This is a genomic window from Pseudarthrobacter sp. R1 (assembly GCF_024494415.1).
Lineage (GTDB): Bacteria > Actinomycetota > Actinomycetes > Actinomycetales > Micrococcaceae > Arthrobacter.
This window is the reverse complement of the sequence record NZ_JAMKFI010000008.1, coordinates 1,188,744-1,207,955: the sequence shown is the minus strand read 5'-3', so window position 1 is coordinate 1,207,955 and position 19,212 is coordinate 1,188,744. Positions and strand designations below refer to the sequence as shown.

The 19,212-nt window shown below is 64.7% G+C and carries 15 protein-coding genes and 1 pseudogene; 6 read left to right on the top strand and 10 right to left on the bottom strand.

Annotated features, from left to right (window positions below; all coding sequences use genetic code 11):
* The 6 genes from M8J71_RS16545 to M8J71_RS16520 form a co-directional block, all read left to right on the top strand.
* Positions 1–974 (top strand): transketolase-like TK C-terminal-containing protein (locus tag M8J71_RS16545; protein WP_441338913.1); only part of this gene is annotated, 974 nt, incomplete at its 5' end.
* 174 nt (positions 975–1,148) lie between these two features.
* Entirely contained in the window at positions 1,149–2,393 is a 1,245-nt protein-coding gene (locus M8J71_RS16540; protein WP_163162709.1) for a PucR family transcriptional regulator, read from the top strand.
* A gap of 88 nt (positions 2,394–2,481) precedes the next feature.
* Entirely contained in the window at positions 2,482–3,411 is a 930-nt protein-coding gene (locus M8J71_RS16535; protein ID WP_256248848.1) for an ACP S-malonyltransferase, read from the top strand.
* A complete protein-coding gene (locus tag M8J71_RS16530; RefSeq protein WP_256248847.1) occupies positions 3,408–4,469 on the top strand; it encodes a beta-ketoacyl-ACP synthase III in 1,062 nt (353 codons plus the stop codon). Before M8J71_RS16535 ends, M8J71_RS16530 begins: the two co-directional genes overlap by 4 nt.
* A gap of 79 nt (positions 4,470–4,548) precedes the next feature.
* Positions 4,549–4,794, top strand: a complete 246-nt coding sequence (locus M8J71_RS16525; protein WP_009359314.1) for an acyl carrier protein — start codon at positions 4,549–4,551, stop codon at positions 4,792–4,794.
* A gap of 541 nt (positions 4,795–5,335) precedes the next feature.
* Positions 5,336–6,571, top strand: coding sequence for a beta-ketoacyl-[acyl-carrier-protein] synthase family protein (locus tag M8J71_RS16520; RefSeq protein ID WP_256248846.1), 1,236 nt, complete (start codon positions 5,336–5,338; stop codon positions 6,569–6,571).
* Between the two features lie 135 nt (positions 6,572–6,706).
* Here M8J71_RS16520 and M8J71_RS16515 read toward each other — a convergent pair whose 3' ends face one another.
* The 10 genes and pseudogenes from M8J71_RS16515 to M8J71_RS16470 form a co-directional block, all read right to left on the bottom strand.
* Entirely contained in the window at positions 6,707–7,210 is a 504-nt protein-coding gene (locus tag M8J71_RS16515; RefSeq protein ID WP_163162703.1) for a DUF3145 domain-containing protein, read from the bottom strand.
* A 260-nt stretch (positions 7,211–7,470) separates the two neighbouring features.
* Positions 7,471–8,397, bottom strand: coding sequence for a tyrosine recombinase XerC (locus tag M8J71_RS16510; protein WP_256248845.1), 927 nt, complete (start codon positions 8,395–8,397; stop codon positions 7,471–7,473).
* A 96-nt stretch (positions 8,398–8,493) separates the two neighbouring features.
* Entirely contained in the window at positions 8,494–9,693 is a 1,200-nt protein-coding gene (gene dprA, locus M8J71_RS16505) for a DNA-processing protein DprA (protein WP_256248844.1), read from the bottom strand.
* Positions 9,690–10,556: pseudogene (locus tag M8J71_RS16500) on the bottom strand (YifB family Mg chelatase-like AAA ATPase); the annotation flags it as partial. The pseudogene M8J71_RS16500 and the gene dprA, both read right to left, overlap by 4 nt.
* An 84-nt stretch (positions 10,557–10,640) precedes the next feature.
* Positions 10,641–10,811, bottom strand: coding sequence for a hypothetical protein (locus tag M8J71_RS16495; RefSeq protein ID WP_256248843.1), 171 nt, complete (start codon positions 10,809–10,811; stop codon positions 10,641–10,643).
* Between the two features lie 10 nt (positions 10,812–10,821).
* Positions 10,822–11,673, bottom strand: a complete 852-nt coding sequence (locus tag M8J71_RS16490) for a hypothetical protein (RefSeq protein WP_256248842.1) — start codon at positions 11,671–11,673, stop codon at positions 10,822–10,824.
* 118 nt (positions 11,674–11,791) lie between these two features.
* On the bottom strand, positions 11,792–12,898 hold the full coding sequence (locus M8J71_RS16485) for a hypothetical protein (RefSeq protein WP_256248841.1): 1,107 nt from the start codon (positions 12,896–12,898) through the stop codon (positions 11,792–11,794).
* 133 nt (positions 12,899–13,031) lie between these two features.
* Complete coding sequence (locus tag M8J71_RS16480; RefSeq protein WP_256248840.1) at positions 13,032–16,106, bottom strand: type I restriction endonuclease subunit R; 3,075 nt, start codon at positions 16,104–16,106, stop codon at positions 13,032–13,034.
* A 1-nt stretch (position 16,107) separates the two neighbouring features.
* On the bottom strand, positions 16,108–17,316 hold the full coding sequence (locus tag M8J71_RS16475; protein WP_256248839.1) for a hypothetical protein: 1,209 nt from the start codon (positions 17,314–17,316) through the stop codon (positions 16,108–16,110).
* Entirely contained in the window at positions 17,309–18,823 is a 1,515-nt protein-coding gene (locus tag M8J71_RS16470; RefSeq protein ID WP_256248838.1) for a type I restriction-modification system subunit M, read from the bottom strand. The genes M8J71_RS16475 and M8J71_RS16470 overlap by 8 nt, the downstream gene beginning before the upstream one ends.
* Positions 18,824–19,212 lie beyond the last annotated feature (389 nt).

The following is a 19,212-nucleotide window of genomic DNA, read 5'->3' as shown; positions in this document are numbered from 1 at the left end:
CCGGCGCCGTGGCAGCGTTCACCGCCGCCGGAACCGCCTACGCCACCCACGGCGTGCCCCTGGTCCCGGTCTACGTGTTCTACTCCATGTTCGGCTTCCAGCGCACCGGCGACGCCTTCTGGGCCGCCGCGGACCAAATGACCCGCGGCTTCATCATCGGCGCCACCGCCGGACGGACCACCCTCACCGGCGAAGGCCTCCAGCACGCCGACGGCCACTCCCCCCTGCTCGCCTCCACCAACCCCGCAGTAGTCACCTACGACCCCGCCTACGGCTACGAAATGGGCCACATCATCCGCGACGGCCTGGAACGGATGTACGGCCCGGATTCGGAAGACCGGAACCTCATGTACTACCTCACGGTGTACAACGAGCCCATCAGCCAGCCGGCCGAGCCGGAGGAACTGGACGTCGAGGGTGTCATCAAGGGCATCTACCTGCTCGCCCCGGCAAAGATCGACGGTCCCCGGACCCAGATCCTCGCCTCTGGTGTGTCGGTGCCGTGGGCGCTGGAGGCCCAGCAGCTCCTGGCCGATGACTGGGGCGTCTCCGCAGACGTCTGGTCCGTCACCTCCTGGAACGAACTGCGCCGCGACGGCCTCGCCGCCGAAGAGGAAGCCTTCCTCAACCCCGGCGAACCCGCCCGCGTCCCCTTCGTCACCCGGCAGCTCGAAGGAGCCACCGGCCCCGTCGTCGCAGTGTCGGACTACATGAAGGCCGTCCCGGACCAGATCCGGCAGTTCGTCCCGAACGAATTCGCCACCCTGGGTGCCGACGGCTTCGGCTTCTCCGACACGCGCGCTGCAGCGCGCCGCTTCTTCAAGATCGATGTCCACTCCATCGTGGTCCGGTCACTGGAGATGCTGGCCCGGCGCGGCGAGGTTGACCAGCAGGCACCTGCCAAGGCAATCGACAAGTACCGGCTGCACAACGTCAACGCAGGCTCCACCGGCAACGCCGGAGGCGAGTCCTAGGACTGACAGGTAACCCGCGGCGATCCCGCGAAGTGCTGACGATGGCGGCTCCCACCGAAAGGCGGGGGCCGCCGTCGTCTGTTGTACGGCGGGAGCCCTGTGTGACGCACAACCGACGGGATTGTAGCCTTTGCACAAATGGAGCTTGCCGGGCAGTGGCCGTATGCTCAAAGAATGCCAGCACCAGCCGCCCCGTCCGCGAAGCGCAAACCATCCACGCCGAGGGTCACGCCGGAGAAGTCCGAAACCCTCAAAAAGCTGCGGGCAAATGTGGGCCAGCTGTCCACCACCACCATGCGGGAGCTGGAAAAATCCCTGCCCTGGTACAGCCGGCTCAGCTCGGATGAACGCTCAGCCCTCGGCATGGTGGCGCAGAACGGCATCGCAGCATTTGTGACCTGGTATGAACGCCCGAGCTCTCCGTCCTGGATCCTCACCGACGTCTTCGGGACAGCTCCTACGGAACTCACCCGGTCCATCAGCCTGCAAAAAGCGCTGCAGCTGATCCGGATCGTGGTGGAGGTGGTGGAAGACCAGGTACCGGTCATCGCCCCGGAGGCTGACCAGCCGTCCCTTCGCGAGGCCGTCCTCCGCTACTCCCGCGAGGTGGCGTTCGCCGCCGCAGACGTCTATGCGCGGGCCGCCGAATCCCGCGGCTCCTGGGACACCCGCCTGGAGGCGCTGATCGTCGATGCCATCCTTCGCGGCGAAAACACTGATGCTTTGCGCTCCAGGATCGCAGCCCTGGGCTGGAAGGCGCAGGAACGGTTCACCGTGATGGTGGGCAACTCCCCCTCCGAACCTAGCGCCAGCTACGTCAGCGAACTCCGGCGGATGGCAGGCCGCTACGCCGAGGACGCCCTCGTGGGCATCCAGGGCGATCGCCTGATCCTGATCCTGGGCGGCGTTTCGGACCGGGAAACCGCCTACGTGAAGCTCAGCGACATGTTCGCTCCGGGCCCCGTGGTGTACGGGGCCGAAGCAGGCTCGCTGCTGGAGGCCAGCAGTTCGGCGCAATCCGCCTTCGCCGGCCTGACGGCGGCCAGGGCCTGGCCGTCCGCGCCCCGGCCTGTTGCCGCGGATGACCTGCTGCCTGAGCGCGTGATCTCGGGCGATGACGCCGCCCGCCGCTCTCTGATCAAGAACATTTACCGCCCGCTCCTGGCGGCGTCCAACGGGCTGGTGGAAACCCTTGGAACGTACCTGGAACTCGGCCATTCCCTCGAGGCAACGGCCCGCGAACTCTTTGTCCACGCCAACACCGTCAGGTACCGGCTAAAGCGGGTTTGCGACGTTACGGGCTGGGATCCGCTCCTCCCCAGAGAGGCTTTTGTCCTCCAGGCAGCGCTTGTGGTGGGCCGCCTTTCCGCCCCGCCCAAAGCCGCCGTCGAGCGTCACCCGGCGCGAAACCAGCCCTGAGGCGTTGTAGACTTCCTACAATCTGACCCCGTGAGCTTGGTGCGGACAAACACCGCTGGATCACACAGTAATTTGGAAAGCTGGTTACGTGCTTGCAATAGTCTGCCCTGGACAGGGCTCACAAACCCCGGGTTTTCTGGCCCCCTGGCTTGAACTGCCCCCGGTGGCAGGCCAGCTGGCCTCCCTGAGCGACATCGCAGGCATTGACCTGATCGCCCATGGGACCACCTCCGACGAAGAAACCATCAAGGACACTGCCGTGGCGCAGCCCCTGATTGTTGCAGCCGGGCTGGTAGCCGCGGCTTCCCTCTTCGACGTCGAGCTCAGCTCCCTGCCGGTAGTTCTCGCCGGCCACTCCGTGGGGGAAATCACCGCTTCCGCCCTTTCCGGCGTCCTGACGGAGCAGGAAGCCATGACCTTCGTCCGCGAGCGTGCCAACAGCATGGCTGCGGCCGCGTCCGTTACGCCTACCGGCATGAGCGCCGTCGTGGGCGGCGACCCGGCCGAGGTGCTGGCCGCCATCGAAGCAGCCGGGGCCACCCCTGCAAACGTCAACGGTGCAGGCCAGACCGTAGCTGCAGGAACTTTCGAACAGCTGAAGGCCCTTGCCGACAACCCGCCCACGAAGGCGCGCGTCATCCCGCTGAAGGTGGCCGGCGCGTTCCACACCAGCCACATGTCACCTGCGGTCAGCGCCCTTAAGGCTCTGGGGCCGGCGCTGAGGCCGCAGGCACCGAAGGTGCCGCTGCTGTCCAATTACGACGGCGGGGAAGTCACCGACGGCCCTGCCGCCGTCGACAGCCTCATCGCCCAGGTCTCCCGCCCGGTCCGCTGGGACCTGTGCATGGAAAATATGGTCCAGCGCGGTGTCACCGGCGTCATCGAACTTGCTCCTGCCGGGACCCTTGCCGGCCTCGCCAAGCGCGGCATGCCCGGCGTCAAGACCGTTGCGGTCAAGACCCCCGATGACCTTTCCGCCGCCCTGGCGCTCTTCGCAGAACTGGAGGGCAACGCATGAGCGTTCCCCCGCTGAAACAGGCACCCATTCAGGAACACACGCGGATCCTCGGAATCGGCGCCTACCGGCCGGACGTCATCGTCACCAATGAGGACGTCTGCCAGTGGATTGATTCATCCGATGAATGGATCCGCCAGCGGACCGGAATCGTGACCCGCCACCGCGCCTCAGCTGACGTCAGCGTGATCGACATGGCCGAGGGCGCTGCCCGCGAAGCCATGGAAAAGGCCGGGATTGAAGCGTCGGACCTCGGCGCTGTCATTGTCTCCACGGTCACGCACCCCTACGCGACGCCGTCGGCCGCCGCCAGCCTGGCTGACCGCCTGGGTGCCACGCCTGCGCCTGCCTTTGACATCTCCGCAGCCTGCGCAGGCTACTGCTACGGGATAGCCCAGGGCGACGCCCTCGTCCGTTCAGGTACCGCTAAGTACGTCCTGGTGGTTGGCGCAGAGAAGCTGTCGGACGTCATCGACAACCGGGAACGCACCATCTCCTTCCTGCTCGGGGACGGGGCCGGCGCCGTCGTCATCGGCCCCTCCGAGACTCCCGGAATCGCACCCTCAGTCTGGGGATCCGACGGCAGCAAATGGGATGCCATCGGGATGACCCGTTCCATGCTCGATGTCCGCGACCTCGGCATGGCTGCCCGGCAGTCAGACTCCACCGGGGACCTTGCCTTGCTCGAAGAAGCACAGGAGCTCTACCCCACCCTGCGGCAGGACGGCCAGACAGTATTCCGCTGGGCTGTATGGGAAATGGCGAAGGTGGCCCAGCAGGCCCTCGAAGCCGCCGGCGTGCAGGCCGAAGACCTCGTGGCTTTTATCCCCCATCAGGCCAACATGCGCATCATCGACGAGATGGTGAAGAAGCTCAAGCTGCCCGAGACGGTTACAGTGGCACGGGACATCGCCGATGCGGGGAACACCTCAGCAGCGTCCATCCCGTTGGCCACCCACCGCCTGCTCGCGGAAAAGCCGGAGCTCAGCGGGGGGCTGGCCCTCCAGATCGGCTTCGGCGCCGGGCTGGTCTTCGGCGCCCAGGTAGTTGTCCTTCCCTAGAAACGCCCCCAACAGGCCGCAACCGCGTCCTGAACCATTTCCGGCAGCCCTGCCGGCAATTCAAGAAAAGGAGCCATCAATGGCTAGCAACGAAGAGATCCTGGCCGGACTGGCTGAAATCGTCAACGAAGAAACCGGCCTGGCCCCCGAGGCCGTCGAGCTGGACAAGTCCTTCACCGAGGACCTGGACATCGACTCCATCTCCATGATGACCATCGTGGTCAACGCCGAGGAAAAGTTCGGCGTGCGCATTCCGGACGAAGAGGTCAAGAACCTCAAGACCGTCGGTGACGCCGTCAGCTTCATTGCCGGAGCACAGGCCTAGTCAACGCTTCGCCGTTTATCGGCATGGCGGGGGGGCGGGCGGCCGAGGCGGCGCCGGCGCGCCCCCCCCCCCTTTTCTTCCCCTTTTTCTCTTTGTAGGAAGCGTCGCACCCTTCACTCGGCCCCCCCCGTGACTCGGAACGGGGTGGATCCCCCCCTGTAGGGGGCGCGCAGACGCCCGAAAAGCTGATATCGACTGGCGGGGAGTGACCCCCGCCCTGCGCGCGGGGTCGCACCGCGGTGGGCCCCTCCACAGCGCACACAGACGGAGCGAGGGGAGAAGACCGCGCGGCGGGAGCGCAGCAGAACAGGAACACACGCCCCGCGGCGCGGCGGTGGCCAGCACTCATTGAGCGCCCCAACACGTCTCCAGGCCCCCCTGCCGCTTTTGAGCGCGTGGGGGGCCGCGGGGGCCGGCCCCGCCGGACGGACGCCCCGCCGCATTTTTCCGGCACCTTTCTCCTGATGAAGGATGCCGACCATCTATACGCGGGACCCTCCGGAAAGCCGGAGCCGGATTCCCACCGACAGAGAGTGATCCCATGACACGCAAAGTAGTCATTACCGGTCTGGGTGCCACCACGCCCATTGGCGGCGATGTACCCACGATGTGGAACAACGCGCTCAAGGGGGTCTCCGGTGCCCGCACTTTGGAGGACGACTGGGTTGCCAAGTACGAGCTTCCCGTCCACTTCGCTGCCCGGTGCAGCACCCCCGCCACTGACGTACTCAGCCGCGTCGAAGCCAAGCGGATGGACCCTTCCACACAGTTCGGCGTCATCGCCGCCCGTGAGGCCTGGGCCGACTCCGGCATCACCGAGTTCGACAAGGACCGGCTGGCTGTTGCCTTCGCCACCGGCATCGGCGGAGTCTGGACCCTGCTGGATGCCTGGGACACGCTGAAGGAAAAGGGCCCCCGCCGCGTCCTCCCCATGACCGTTCCCATGCTGATGCCCAACGGCGTTGCCGCGGCCGTGAGCCTGGACCTCGGCGCCCGCGCCGGTGCCCACACTCCGGTTTCCGCCTGCGCCTCCGGCACCGAGGCCCTGCACCTGGGCCTGGACCTGATCCGCTCGGGCAAGGCAGACGTTGTGATGTGCGGTGGCGCCGAAGCAGCCATCCACCCCATGCCCCTGGCGGCGTTCGCCTCCATGCAGGCCCTGTCACGCCGCAATGACGACCCGCAGGGCGCCTCCCGCCCGTACGACCTCGGCCGCGACGGCTTTGTGATGGGTGAAGGCGCCGGTGCGCTGGTCCTCGAAGCCGAGGAACACGCCCTGGCCCGCGGTGCCCGGATCTACGGTGAACTGGCCGGCACCTCCGTGACGGCGGACGCCTACCACATCACTGCCCCGGACCCGGAAGGCCTGGGCGCTACCCGCGCACTCAAGGCGGCCATGTTCGACGGCCGCATCCAGGCCGAGGACGTGGTCCACGTCAACGCCCACGCCACGTCCACCCCCGTCGGAGACAAGCCGGAGTACACCGCGCTCCGCGCCGCACTCGGCAACCACATCGACAACGTTGCGGTTTCCGCCACGAAGTCCCAGATGGGCCACCTCCTGGGCGCCTCCGGTGCCGTCGAGGCTGTGCTCACGGTGCTGGCCGTGTACGACCGGAAAGCGCCGGTCACGATCAACCTCGAGAACCAGGACCCGGAGATCCCGCTCGACGTGGTCACCTCCGCCCGGGACCTGCCGGCCGGCAACATCGTGGCCCTGAGCAACTCGTTCGGCTTCGGCGGACACAACGCCGTGGTGGCTGTGCGCAGCGTTTAGTTATCGCTTGGGTTTTGCCACCCGCATGCAAGAGGAGGCCCCGCCGGCTGGCGGGGCCTCCTCTTGTGCTATGGAGATGGGTTCCTGTGTCGCCCTCCCCTGCAGGCCGGACGACGGCGGTAGTAGGCTAAGCGGTCAGCCCACCTGGTGCAGCCAGCGGACGGGAGCGCCCTCGGCAGCGTGCCGGAAAGGTTCGAGCTCCTCGTCCCAGGCCTCGCCGAGCGCCAGGGACAACTCGTGGTACACGGCGGCGGGGTCCCCTGCGCCGGACTCGTACGCGTAACGGATTCTGTCTTCAGAGACCATGATGTTGCCGTGGACATCGGTGACGGCATGGAAGATCCCCAGTTCGGGCGTGTGCGACCAGCGTCCGCCGTCAACACCCTGGCTGGGTTCCTCGGTGACCTCATAGCGGAGGTGGGCCCAGCCGCGCAGCGCGGACGCCAACTGCGCGCCCGTTCCAGGCGCGCCCGTCCACGAAAGCTCCGCCCGGAACATTCCGGGCGCAGCAGGCTGAGGGGTCCACTCAAGATCCGTCCGCTTGTCCACGACGGAGCCGATGGCCCACTCAACGTGAGGGCACAAAGCAGTTGGGGCTGAGTGAACAAACAGCACACCGCGGGTCATTGCAACAGACATTCCATCCTCCATAGCTCTAGGTACGTCTTCCCCAACGACCTCTGCCTGGATGGAACTGCTGTGCACTGTTCTGCGGTGCAACTCCTTGCCACATATTCAGTTGTTCAGATTAAGCGGCGTCCGGACTTGCGGGTCCGCAGGAAGCGAGGAGCTTCAAGCGGGACTTGAAAGTTGCCGGACGTGACTCTTATTGTGCCGTACGCCGCGTAATTACGCCAGTGCGATTAGCGGTTGCGTTCGCGCCCTGCGGCTATCCCCTGTTACGCCCTGGGATGTGCCTGCTGGTAGCTTTTCCGCAGCCGGTCCACCGAGACATGCGTGTAGATCTGGGTGGTTGCGAGGCTGCTGTGGCCAAGGATTTCCTGGACGGCACGCAGATCGGCCCCGCCGTCCAGGAGATGTGTCGCTGCCGAGTGGCGAAGGGCGTGCGGGCCGGACGCGGAGGTGTCCCCCAGGGCCTCGAGGAGCCCGTTGACCATCTCCCGGACCTGCCGCTGGTCCACCCGGCCGCCCCGGGAGCCCAGAAAGAGGGCCGGACCGCTGTTGTCCCTGGCGAGCAGCGGCCGGCCGCGCCGCAGCCAGTCGTCCAGTGCCACGGCGGCCGGAACGCCGTAGGGGACCGTGCGTTCCTTGTTGCCTTTTCCGATGACGCGCAGCGTGCGCCGGTCGGGGTCCAGGTCATCGATGTCAAGCCCCGCCAGCTCGCCGACGCGGATTCCGGTGGCGTAGAGCAGTTCGACGACGGCCCGGTTCCGGACAGGCAGCGGTTCGCCGCCGGCGGCGGCTTCTTCGAGGCCGGCCAGCAGCCGCGTCAGTTGTTGTGCCTGCAGGACCCCCGGCAGGTGGCGTTCACGCTTGGGAGCCTTGAGCCGCAACGCCGGGTCCGAGGTGGTGCGCTCTTCCCTCAGGGCCCAGGCCGTGAAGGCACGGACGGTGGCGGCCCGCCGGGCAAGGGTGGAGCGAGCCACACCGGCCTGGCTTTGCGTTCCCAGCCAGCGCCGGAGGGTTCCCAGCTCAAGGTCCTCCAGCCGGGCGGCACCTTCGGAAGCGGCGTGGGCAAGGAAGCTGCGCAAGTCCCCAAGGTATGCACGCAGAGTGTGCGCCGATACGGCCCGCTCCCCCGCCAGGTAGCCCGAGAAGGCACCTAATGCCTGGTCCAGCTCCTGCGGCAAATCCTTGTTTTCCACCCTCCTACTGTCTCAGGTGAGGCCGCTGGTCAACGAAACTGACACGGCACGGCACACCCGCCAGTGTGAGTTCTGTTTCCGGTTATGCATCCCCTGTCAGGCCGTTGCCTTTCCCCGTTTCCAGCCGCCTCTTTCGGATACCGCGAGCCCGAGCAATCCGAGCCGGCCCAGTCCCGCACGGACGGATTCCTGGCTCAGGCCGGCAACCGAGCACAGCTTCTCGACCGAGGTGGTGGAGCGCAGCGGCAGTGCATCCAGGAGGATCAGGTCTTCGAGGGTCAGCCCGTCCTGGACTTCGGCTCCGGCCTGGCGGGGCTGCAGCAGCCCGGCTCCACTGGGCGCTGCGAGCTCCACAATCTCCGCGGCGTCGGTAACGCAAACAGCACCGCCATCCCGGAGCAGCCGGTGGCATCCGGCCGAATTGGCACTGTGCACGGAACCGGGAACAGCACCGACAGTACGGCCGAGCGTTTCGGCGTGGTGGGCAGTGTTCAGCGCCCCGGACCGCCACCTGGCCTCCACCACCACCGTCACAGCGGACAGGGCTGCGATAAGGCGGTTCCGTTGAAGGAAGCGGTAACGGGTAGGTGCCGACCCGGGTGGAACCTCCGCGATCACCGCTCCCTGGTTACAGACAGCGCGGAGGAGATCCTCATTGCCCGATGGATAGAAGCGGTCTACTCCGCCGGCCATCACAGCAATGGTGGGCACGGCACTGGTACCACCCGCCAGCGCGGCGCGGTGGGCGTGCGCGTCGATGCCGTAGGCACCGCCGGAGACGACGGTCAGGCCGCGCTGGGCTAACGAATATGCAATATCCCCGGTCACCGAAGCACCATAGCTCGTGCTGTCCCGGGACCCGACCAGTGCGATGCATTTGTCTGCGCCGGGAAGTGGTTGCTCCTGTCCCCGCCACCACAGGCAGATCGGTTCCTGGATACCAAGGTCGGCCAGTTGCACAGGCCACAGCTCGTCCGACGGAATAATCAGCCTGCCGCCGAGCCGCGCCATCGTGGCGAGGTCCCGCTCAGGAGCGAGGTCTGGAATACGGGGCTGCCACCGTTGTAGGGATGCCGTCATCCCGGCCCAGCTGGTGGCTGAACCATTGTCCCCGAGCAGCGCGGTGATCTCCTGCTCCAGCGCAGGCCCGGCAGCGGCCCGGCCGGTGGCTATCCGAAGGGCGTCCACTGCGCCACACACCTGCACGAGGGCCAGGCCAGCAGCATCCTGGGGCTCCATGAGCCGGGCAAGGGCGGCACGGGAAAGCCTTTCTTCGTCCACTGCCTTCCCATTCATGCCGCGACCGCCGCTGCCTGCCGCAGGCCCAATGCCTGCCCAATATCGTTCATGTCGGGTTTTTCCCGGTGCCCGAGGTCTGCCAACGTCCAAGCCAAGCGCAGGACGCGGTCGTAGCCACGGGCCGTGAGGACACCCCGCTCAAGGGAATGGTCGAGGATGCGGGTGGCGGCAGGAGGCAGCCGAAGCTCTCCGCGCAGCACGCGGCCCGGTACCTGCGAGTTCGTTTCCAGGCCCAAGGGCGCCAACCGTTCAAGCTGCCGCCCGCGTGCATTCCGGACCCGGGCGGCGACGGAAGCGGTGTCCTCCTCCGCACCCCCCTGACCGAACTCGGCCAGCGAAACCCGCTCCACCTGCAACTGGATATCGACGCGGTCCAGGAGCGGCCCGGACATTCGCGCCAGATAGCGTCTGCGCATCATGGGCGTGCAAGTACAGTCCAGCCCTTTGCCGGATGCCTTGCCGCATGGGCACGGGTTGGCGGCAAGGACGAGCTGGAACCGGGCAGGATAGGCAGCTGTCCCGGCGGAGCGGTGGATCACCAGCTCTCCGCTCTCCAAGGGCTGGCGCAGGGCATCAAGCACCCGGCGCTCGTACTCCGGCGCCTCGTCCAGGAACAGGACGCCCCGATGGGCGCGGGAGGCGGCGCCGGGCCGGGGAAGGCCCGAGCCGCCGCCGATGATGGCTGCCGCCGTGGCGGAGTGGTGCGGGCTTTCAAAGGGCGGCCGCCGGAGCAGCTGGACCGACGACGAAGGCAGCCCGCAGAGCGAGTGGATGGCGGTGACTTCCATGGCTTCGTGGTCCGCGAGGTCCGGCAACAGTCCGGGAAGGCGCTCTGCGAGCATAGTTTTGCCTGCCCCCGGGGAACTGCGCACCTAAGTATAGATGCGTGCTGACCTGGGGTTATGTCCCCAAAACGCGCATCCCAGCGTCGGAGTCCTGGCGGCTCAGCTCTCCTCGAACGGCAGGCGGACGACCTGATCGCCCGGGTCCTCCGGACCTGCTGGCGGAGCCGCGCTCGGGTGGTCCTGGTACAGCGCGTCGGAGGCGCTCTGGTCGTAGGCGTCGGAGAGGCCTGCGCCCTTGGTCCCGAGGACCTGCTCCCAGTTGAATCCCATACACACGACTTTATCGGGCGGTATCGAACTCGCGAAGGATCGCCTCGACGCGCGCGGTGAGTTCGTCGGCGCGCTTGAGGATCTGCTCTTCCTCCTCGCGCGATATCTGCCGCCGGGGGCCGGCCGGCATCGCAACTGCAGCAGGCCCCGGCGCAAGTACGGGCTCCGGACCGTCGAGCAGCAGTGCCACGGCACTGATAACCGCCGACAGCGACGAGGGGTGCATGGAGCGGTAGCTGTCGATCCATCCCCAGCGGTCGACGGCGGGCAGCATGCCGAGGGCAAGGTGCCAGTCCGGGTTGGGGTCCGGCTGCAGGTGCCGGTGGGAGGTTCCTTCTTCGTCGAGGCGGTGCCCCAGGGCCCGGACGGAACCGTGCGACCACCCGCTGTTGGTCCCGATCACATCAAGCCACGACCAGGTGGCGCACGAGGGGCAGGAGGCGGGGTCCTCGGCGACGCCGACCCTGGGACGCAGTCGCCGCATCCTCTCCGGCCTCATCTCCAGCGCTCCTGACCTGTCCAGCCCGAGGCCTCCCTGGGAGGGTGGCGCGAGGAGTACCGCGGCGAACAGCATCCGGCGCAGCCGCAGCCGGAAGACCCAGTGGGTACCAGGGTGCTGGACGATCGCCGTCCCGCGCCGGATCAGCCGCTGCAGGGAACCGATGTCCTCCCGGTGAGCGCGCGGCCAGGCCGGGGCGACGGGATCTTTGGGAGCCAGCCGCCGGCGCAGTGCCGTGAGCACAGCCTGGGACGGCTGTACCTGCTGCACAAAGCGAGAGACTGCGGTCTCATCGATCCTTCCGGCAGGCACGCCCATGACCGAGCACCAGTCGGTCCAAAGGTCTGGAAGCGCCGTCGTCATCTTCACGATTCTCCCACTCCGGCCTGGTTCGCCAAGAGCGTCGTCTGGGGTGAGGGTCAGGCCTGCTAATCGCGACCGCTCTTGTCCGTATAACCCTCGATGGACAATCCCCCGATGCTCAGCTATCAAGTCCGAAAGTTGCGGTGACGTGCTCGATCGTGAACTGGTTGCGCAACTTGGCAGCCGTGTTCTGGTTGGCGAAAAGACCCGTTTTCCGCACGGCCTGCGCTTGCGGGACCGCCCGTATCCATTCAACCGGAACAACCCATTCAGCGTTGTCGTCGCTTTCGTCGCCCTCGTGGCGATAATTCCCGGAGAGTTCGAGTTCACGCAGCTGTCGCTCGACCCCGTTTACGAGGAGCGTGCTTTGGTCGTATCGCTGGGCTTCGCCGGTGACGGTACCAACTCCTACATACCCAATCTTGGGAATGTAAGCAAAGACTCTGGCACCAATCGGCAAGTTCTTCAGCGTCTGTGAGTATCTCTTGCCGCCACCGCCCGAGACGAAACCGTACTTCATACCGTCGACCCATTGCCGGCCTGTTGGCTCTTCGCCAAATGAGACGTACCAGTCAGACCCGTTCCAAGGCTCACGTGTCTTGTTCTTCCGCGAGATCGCGGAAACGGATGTCTTGGCTTGTTCGCTCTGATCTACCAGCCAGCTGCGGGCAAGGTACGAAGATCCGTTGTCCTGAAAATGCCTGAAGAAGACAACGTTGATCGGGACATCGAAGTCTTCATTGAGGAACCGCACGATGCGCTCGGTAGCGTTGTCAACGCTGGCGGCAACGATTGTAAATTCCTGTGCAGTATTGACTTCTTCAGGAAGGGTGTCGCCGAAACGATCGGCAAACGCTTCTTCAAGAGCAAGGCCTGGACGGTAGGTGGCAAAGATGTTGTCGATGTCGCTTCGGCCAAGGGTCGCTGCCCAGGAGCCGTAATCGAGTGTCTGAGCGGCAACATCGCGTGGAGTCTTGTCGCGTTTGAGTTCGATCACGTGCAGCCAGGCTCTTTCGTCGAGCGCAAGCAGATCCACAAAGCCCCCATGCGCGGTCGGCACTTGGCGGCCAATGACGAGAAGCGGATCGCCGAGGACGGACGGGTCAGACTCGATGTAGCCCTCCAACTGGGATTCCAAGCCGATTGATGCCGGCACGATGCGGCTCAGTTGGCCGCCCTCTGCCCGCCACAAGCCCATCTCACCGCCATTGGTCATTCCCTTCATGGATGTGTCGCTTGCGCAGATGACATTACTCGACTCCCTCGGGGACCTTAGCGCGGACGTTTGCCAGGGCCTCGTCGCAGCCCATGCCCTCCAAAAATCGGGTGGCCGCCTGAACTGCTGGCTTTCATGGCAACTAGTAGTTCTCTCGCACGTACTGGTAGGTTCGGTCAAACAGATCTCCCTTGATCGGGAGCCCGTAATTCTTCAGCACCGCGCGCAGCTCCCGTCGAACAGACTTGTCGCCCGAGTCGCTCGAAGTCCACCCGGTGTAGGCGACCTCGTGAACGATCGCGTCGATACGGTCCACGATCTCCGGCACGATCTGATGCAACCCTGGTGGCGTGTTCTCCTCCACTATCTGCGTCAGCACGCCGCGTTTCGGGTCAGCGAGGCGCTCAAGCGTCTCTTCGTCGCCCTCCGCCGCCGCACGATCAGCGGCAACGACGTCCTGTGCGATCTTGAGGGCCTCTTCGAGGAACGCCAACGAGTCCTGGACGTTCTCGATCGCCTTGGTTCGGAGCTTCTCGATCCGCTCGGCGAGCGACCTGTACACCGGGCTCTCGCTCTCCGTGAGGCGGCGGTGGAGTCGTGCCTCGATTGAGTCGAGCACCTGCTGGTAGACGTCGACCTGCTGGTCACCCGCTGGCTCGTCCGTGGGTAGCCGTAGCTGCTCAGCGATGCGCTTCACCAGCGCGAGCCCCGCTGCGTCAAGGGTCACGGTTCTAGACGCCATCGACTTCACCAAGACCTCGTTCATGTGCCCGTGGATGAGCTCCGTGGTCTTCGCGCCGAGACGAGCCCACAGGAATGCCTTGGAGACGTCCTTCGGCCGAATCGACTCGTAGACCTTCGCGAGCCACAAGTACTGCTGTTTGAAGGGCAGCAACATTGGGTGTGGATCGAGGAACTCCCACACGGTCTGCAGAGCGACGTAGCCCTCAACGAACTCTGTACGCTGCGCACTGCCATCAGGGATGCGCTCGTGCGCTGCCGCGAGCGACTCAAACGATGAGTCCGTGGTGTCGATGCCCGCGAAAAGATGGAGGAGCTTTGTGAGGTCTGAGACAAACTTTCCCGCCAACTTGGAGGCGTCAACGACATTTAGGTCGTCGTCTTCGTCCACGCCCGCCTTGGGGCCCGCGATCGCAGTGCCGATGGCCTTGGCGAGGCCGATGTAGTCGACCACACGCCCGTAGTCCTTGCGCTGCCCTGTGATCGGGTTCTTCCAGGGCCGGTTGGGTCGCGTAATCGTCTGGAAGAGGTTCGCCTCTTTGGCCGGTTTGTCGAGATAGAGCACCCCTTCGATGGGTGCGTTGAAGCCGGTCATCCATTTGGCAGTGACCACGACAAACGACATCGGGTCATCCACCTTCTTGAACCGGCGTTTTAGTGCCTCTTCCTGTTCGGATGTAAGCAGGTACTTCCGATACTCTTTCGGGGTGTCCTTGCTGTCGGCGACGTGCATCACCACACCGACCTCGCGGAGCCGCCCGTCGAGCATGACCGCGCCACGGCGTTCGAGTTCCGCCTCGATGGCACGCGCATATGCGATGACCAGCTTCTGGTTGTACGCGACGACCTGTGCCTTCTGGCCTAGGGGCGCTACGTAGGCGAGGAAGTGGTCGACGATGTCGGCGCACACGGCAGCGACGCGTTCCGGGTTGGAGAGGATCGTCTCGATGTGGGAGGCCTTGCCGGACAGGTAGACTTTCTCCTCCTCGTCCAGGTCCTCCTCGGCGGCCAGCTCGTCGAAGGCCTCGTCGAGCGCCTCTTTGTCGAGACTGAAACCCACCGAGCGACCCTCGACGATGACCGGCTTGGTGAACCCGTCGGCGATGGACTGTTCCGGCGTGTAGCGCGACATGACGAAGTCCGGATCGGACGGGTCGCCGAAGAGCTTGAACGTCGAGCGGTCTTTGTCCTGGATCGCAGTGCCCGTCGCGCCGAAGAACTTTGCGTTCGGGACAGCCGCGCGCCACGCGTCGCCGAGCTTTCCCTCTTGGGATCGGTGCGCCTCATCGACGAGGACGATGATGTTCGACCGGTCATTCAGGTGCCCGGCCTCGGCGAACTTGTGGACCGTCGTGATGACGACGCCAGGTTCACCGCCGCGCAGTAGCGAGTGAAGTTCCTGCCTATCGTGAGGAACCGCCATGCGCGGCATGCCGGCGGTCTCGAACATCTCCGCCGTCTGTCGAACGAGGTCTTTGCGGTCAGCGATGACAATTACGGTTGGCGCGCCGCCAAACTCCTCGAGGACGGCGTCGTCGCGCAGCAGGCGGGCCGCGGCGAACGCCATGAGCTCCGTCTTGCCGGAGCCCTGATGGTGCCAGATCAGGCCGCCAGGGCGATCAGCAAGCACTTTGTCGTGGATCGCGAGGGCGGCCTCGAACTGCGGGTACCGCGGGAGGAACTTAACGTCGACCTCGGAGGCATCCCGCGCATGCCTGAACATCACCAAATCCTTGAGGATCGGCAGGATCGTTTCCGGCCGCAGTAGCAGCCGCGCCGCGCGCTCTACACGAGCGGGCCCAGTCACAACCTTCGGGTCGTCCTCCGTCGAGCCCCACGGAGCCCAAATCTCGGAATCCGGATCGGGCACCGCCCGGATCGGAGCCATACGGAGCTCGAGGCCCTCCGTAGCGACGTTGAAGACGTTCGTCGCGAAGAAGTTTGGGTACTCCTCCTCGTATACGTCGTGGATGTCCTTCGCGGCGTTCACCCACGACACTGTGTGTTTTACCGGCGTCTTCGTCTCCGCGACAACCAGCGGGAACCCATTGACGTAATAGACCACATCGAACCGACGCGGCTTTACAGCACCGGCAATAGTGACCTCGTCGGAGACTGTGAAGCGGTTGTTGTCGGGGTCGTCGAAGTCGATCAGCCGCCGCGGCACATGCCTACCGTCGATCGTCGGGAATGAATGGTCCCCACGCAGCATCACAGTCAGGCGCTCATTGGCAGCAACCAGGCCGTTATTCGCGTCAAGGACAGCCTGATTGAGCTGGTGAAGCACCAGCTCCGCGGATTCGGGATCGTCGACAAGCTCAGGATTCAGCGCGAGCAGCGCTTCGCGTGCCCAGTTCTCGATGACGACATCGTGCTCATCTCGTGGCAGCTCGTCACCACGGAAGCGTTCCCAGCCGGCTTCTTCGGCCCACTCGAGCAAGGATCTTTGGATAGTGCTTGACTCTGTCCAACCCATGTCAGGACACCTCCTCAAGTAGTGAGTCGTACGACTCGGGAATCTCGATCTCCCGGTTCAGCAGAGCGGTGAGCAGGGCTGAGCGGAAAGCGCGGAGATCGGTGAGCTCTAGATCCAGGCGTTGTGCCGCGAACGCGACAGCATCGCAACGCTCAACATACGCTGACTGCTCCTCCAGCGATGGGATCGGCAGGCGAAGAGAACCCAGCAGGGTCTTGTTGATCTTCCTCATCGACGCGGTCCCACGGGCCGATGATGTGATCATCGAGCGCACCGATGGGGAACACAGCAGATGAGCTAGGAACGTTGACTGGCAGACGTCAGGCCTCGTCCGGATGCGCCATATGAGGTCAGGCATATATGTCTGAGGCGGCACGTCCCGCGCGATGGTGGCGTAGCCAACACGGTCGGATGAACCGCTGGCTCGGGTGATAAGTAGATCACCCTCAGCCACCAGGTGGGCGTCGGTATAAGCCGTCAGGTCAGCGAGACGCTTCGCCTCGGACGCCACGAACGTTCCCAGCTGGATCGCGCTCAGCTTCAGAACAGCAGGCTCTCCGGGCAGGGGTCTCTCGTCCGAGGTCTGAACGCTCTTCCCACTATCGATCCCGGCAACGACATGACTGAGAGCGTGCTCGGTACCTTCCGGATATGCGTCACGCATGACCGCTAGCAGTGAAGTTGTCGCCTGCCTCTCAGCATCCAACTCGTCGATGTGTGCATCCATCGCGATCATGACGTCGACGATTCGCCCCTGCTCGACGCGTGACGGGAGGACGACCTCGATCTCAGCGAACGCCTTGAAAGGAAGACTGCGACGTCGATTGATAGAACCTTGAGCCCGCCGCGAATACTCGGCCAGGGTGCCCGGCTGGCGAACAAGGAGTTCGGCGTACTCGGGAATACAGTCCGTCGCGACAAACCGCATGGTCGTGTACATCGGGCTAATGACGCCTCGCTCGCCGAGGTTATTTCGAGCGATCGACCCTTCGTCAATGTGGATAGTCGAAAAAGCCCACTCACCCGGTTCCACGACCTTGTAGCCGTCCAAATTCGACGAAGCGATCCGCTTGTCGAAGTATTCTTCAGCGCGGACGAATCCGTCGTACTTCGAAAGGCTCATCACGGTCGGCTCTTCAACGTGTGGACCCAACTTGGTGTTGTCGACTACGAAGATTTTTCCAAGCGTTGTCGACGCCCAGTCACTCATCCGGCACCTCGAACATGCTCAGGTCTATCCCTGCCGCGGCGAGCCGCTCGTACATCACCTTTTCGGTCTCGATCCGCCTCTGCCGGGCGTCTGCGTATGCGACAAGCGCGGTGCCGAGGTCGGCGGTCTCCTCGGCTGCGACCTTAATGTAGCGGCCGATGTTCAGGTCGAAGCCGTTCTCCTCAATTTCCTCGAACGGCACGAGACGGACTTCCGCGCCACCCTCACCGTCGGGGGCCTCGCCCGTGCGGTAGGCGTTAACAAGTGCCTTGACGTGGTGCTCAGCCATGACGTTCTGGTTCTTACCCTTGTCGAATTTCGCCGAGCCGTCGATGAAGAGTACGTGGTCCTTGTGTTCGGGACTCTTCTGGTCGCGGAAGATGAGCAGGCATGCAGGGATCGAGGTCGAATAGAACAGGTTTGGTGGCAAACCGACCACAGCTTCGAGCAGGTCTTTCTCGATCAGGCACTGTCGGATCTTTGCCTCGGCCCCGCCGCGGAACAGCACACCGTGGGGCATGACCACGCCGACTCGGCCGGTGCCGGGGTTCATTGACGAGACCATGTGTTGGACGAACGCGAAGTCGCCGTTCTTCGCCGGCGGCACCCCGCAGATCGCACGTGGGTCGGACGCCCAACGCTCGGCTCCCCAGTTCGACAGCGAGAATGGTGGATTGGCAATCACCACGTCAAACTCACGCACTGAACCGGTGGTGTCTTTGAAGGCCGGTGCGCGGAGGGTGTCGCCGCGCTTGATGTCGAAGTCCTCGATCTCGTGCAGGAACAGATTCATCCGCGCGATCGAGGAGGTGGTCAGGTTGATCTCCTGGCCGTAGAGGCGCAGCGTACGGTGGTCCATGCCTGCGTCGCGCAGCTGGTTAATGGTCGCGACGAGCATGCCGCCCGATCCGCACGCCGGGTCGTAGACGGACTCGCCGGCCTGCGGCTGCAAGATCCCGACGAGCAGGTTCACCACTGCGCGGGGCGTGAAGAACTCCCCCGCCTTCTTCCCGGACTCGTCGGCAAAGTTTTTCAATAAGTATTCGTACCCAGCACCTAGAAGGTCATGCGACACGGTGGTCGGATCGAGCCTGATCTGGTTGAAGGCCTTTATGAGGCCCAACAGGGCCGACTCGGGAATGCGTTCCGTGTTGCCCCACGACGCATCGCCAAACACCCCCGCGAGTGAGCGCGGGTTGGCCTTCTCGATCCGCTGAAACGTTCGGGCGATTTCGGCACCGAGGTTCTTGACCTTCGTCGTGGTCTCCGACCACAGCGTGCCCTCGGGCATCTCGAACCGATGGAAATCGGCCTCAATCTCCCCGTCAAGGTCGTCCCCATACTCGTCGACGGCGGCGGCGCGCTCGTGCACCCAGGTGTCCGAGATCCACTTCCAGAAGAGCATCGGGAAGACGTAAGTCTTGAAGTCGGCGGGGTCGACGGGGCCGCGCAGCGCGTTGGCCGCGTCCCACAGTCGGGATTCAAGCTCTTGCTGGGTAATCGTCACAGAGATAAAGTTCCTTCGTTCAAAGCGGTACCTCAATTATGGACGAGGGCACCATGACGGCCGGGTCTCGACGCGGTCAGCGCGGAAATTCGCGACCGCCCAGCTCGTCGCCCGGAACGGAAGTCTTACCGCCAGCGGTCGTGATTGGTGGGAATGACACTGCCGCCCGCTTACCTTGCACCACACTCCGGGCAGTCATAAACCACTCATCGGAGCCGGGGACCGAAGGTCTTGTTCCTTCTGCAAGATCACTCCTCGGTCTCCGAAATATCCATCGGTTCGACATTCCGGTCGTGGTCCGACCGTAACAGCGGGTACTGGCTCGGCCGGTGACCGTGCACCGGTCGAGCCAGACATCGCGCAGGACGGCGTCGGACATCGGCTCAGTC

Excerpts from the sequence above, each read along its gene's own strand:
- M8J71_RS16540 (WP_163162709.1), top strand. The coding sequence starts at position 1,149 with ATGCCAGCACCAGCCGCCCCGTCCGCGAAGCGCAAACCATCCACGCCG.
- M8J71_RS16530 (WP_256248847.1), top strand. The coding sequence starts at position 3,408 with ATGAGCGTTCCCCCGCTGAAACAGGCACCCATTCAGGAACACACGCGG.
- M8J71_RS16525 (WP_009359314.1), top strand. The coding sequence starts at position 4,549 with ATGGCTAGCAACGAAGAGATCCTGGCCGGACTGGCTGAAATCGTCAAC.
- M8J71_RS16520 (WP_256248846.1), top strand. The coding sequence starts at position 5,336 with ATGACACGCAAAGTAGTCATTACCGGTCTGGGTGCCACCACGCCCATT.
- M8J71_RS16515 (WP_163162703.1), bottom strand. The coding sequence starts at position 7,210 with ATGTCTGTTGCAATGACCCGCGGTGTGCTGTTTGTTCACTCAGCCCCA.
- dprA (WP_256248844.1), bottom strand. The coding sequence starts at position 9,693 with ATGAATGGGAAGGCAGTGGACGAAGAAAGGCTTTCCCGTGCCGCCCTT.
- M8J71_RS16495 (WP_256248843.1), bottom strand. The coding sequence starts at position 10,811 with ATGGGATTCAACTGGGAGCAGGTCCTCGGGACCAAGGGCGCAGGCCTC.
- M8J71_RS16490 (WP_256248842.1), bottom strand. The coding sequence starts at position 11,673 with ATGACGACGGCGCTTCCAGACCTTTGGACCGACTGGTGCTCGGTCATG.
- M8J71_RS16485 (WP_256248841.1), bottom strand. The coding sequence starts at position 12,898 with ATGAAGGGAATGACCAATGGCGGTGAGATGGGCTTGTGGCGGGCAGAG.
- M8J71_RS16480 (WP_256248840.1), bottom strand. The coding sequence starts at position 16,106 with ATGGGTTGGACAGAGTCAAGCACTATCCAAAGATCCTTGCTCGAGTGG.
- M8J71_RS16475 (WP_256248839.1), bottom strand. The coding sequence starts at position 17,316 with ATGAGTGACTGGGCGTCGACAACGCTTGGAAAAATCTTCGTAGTCGAC.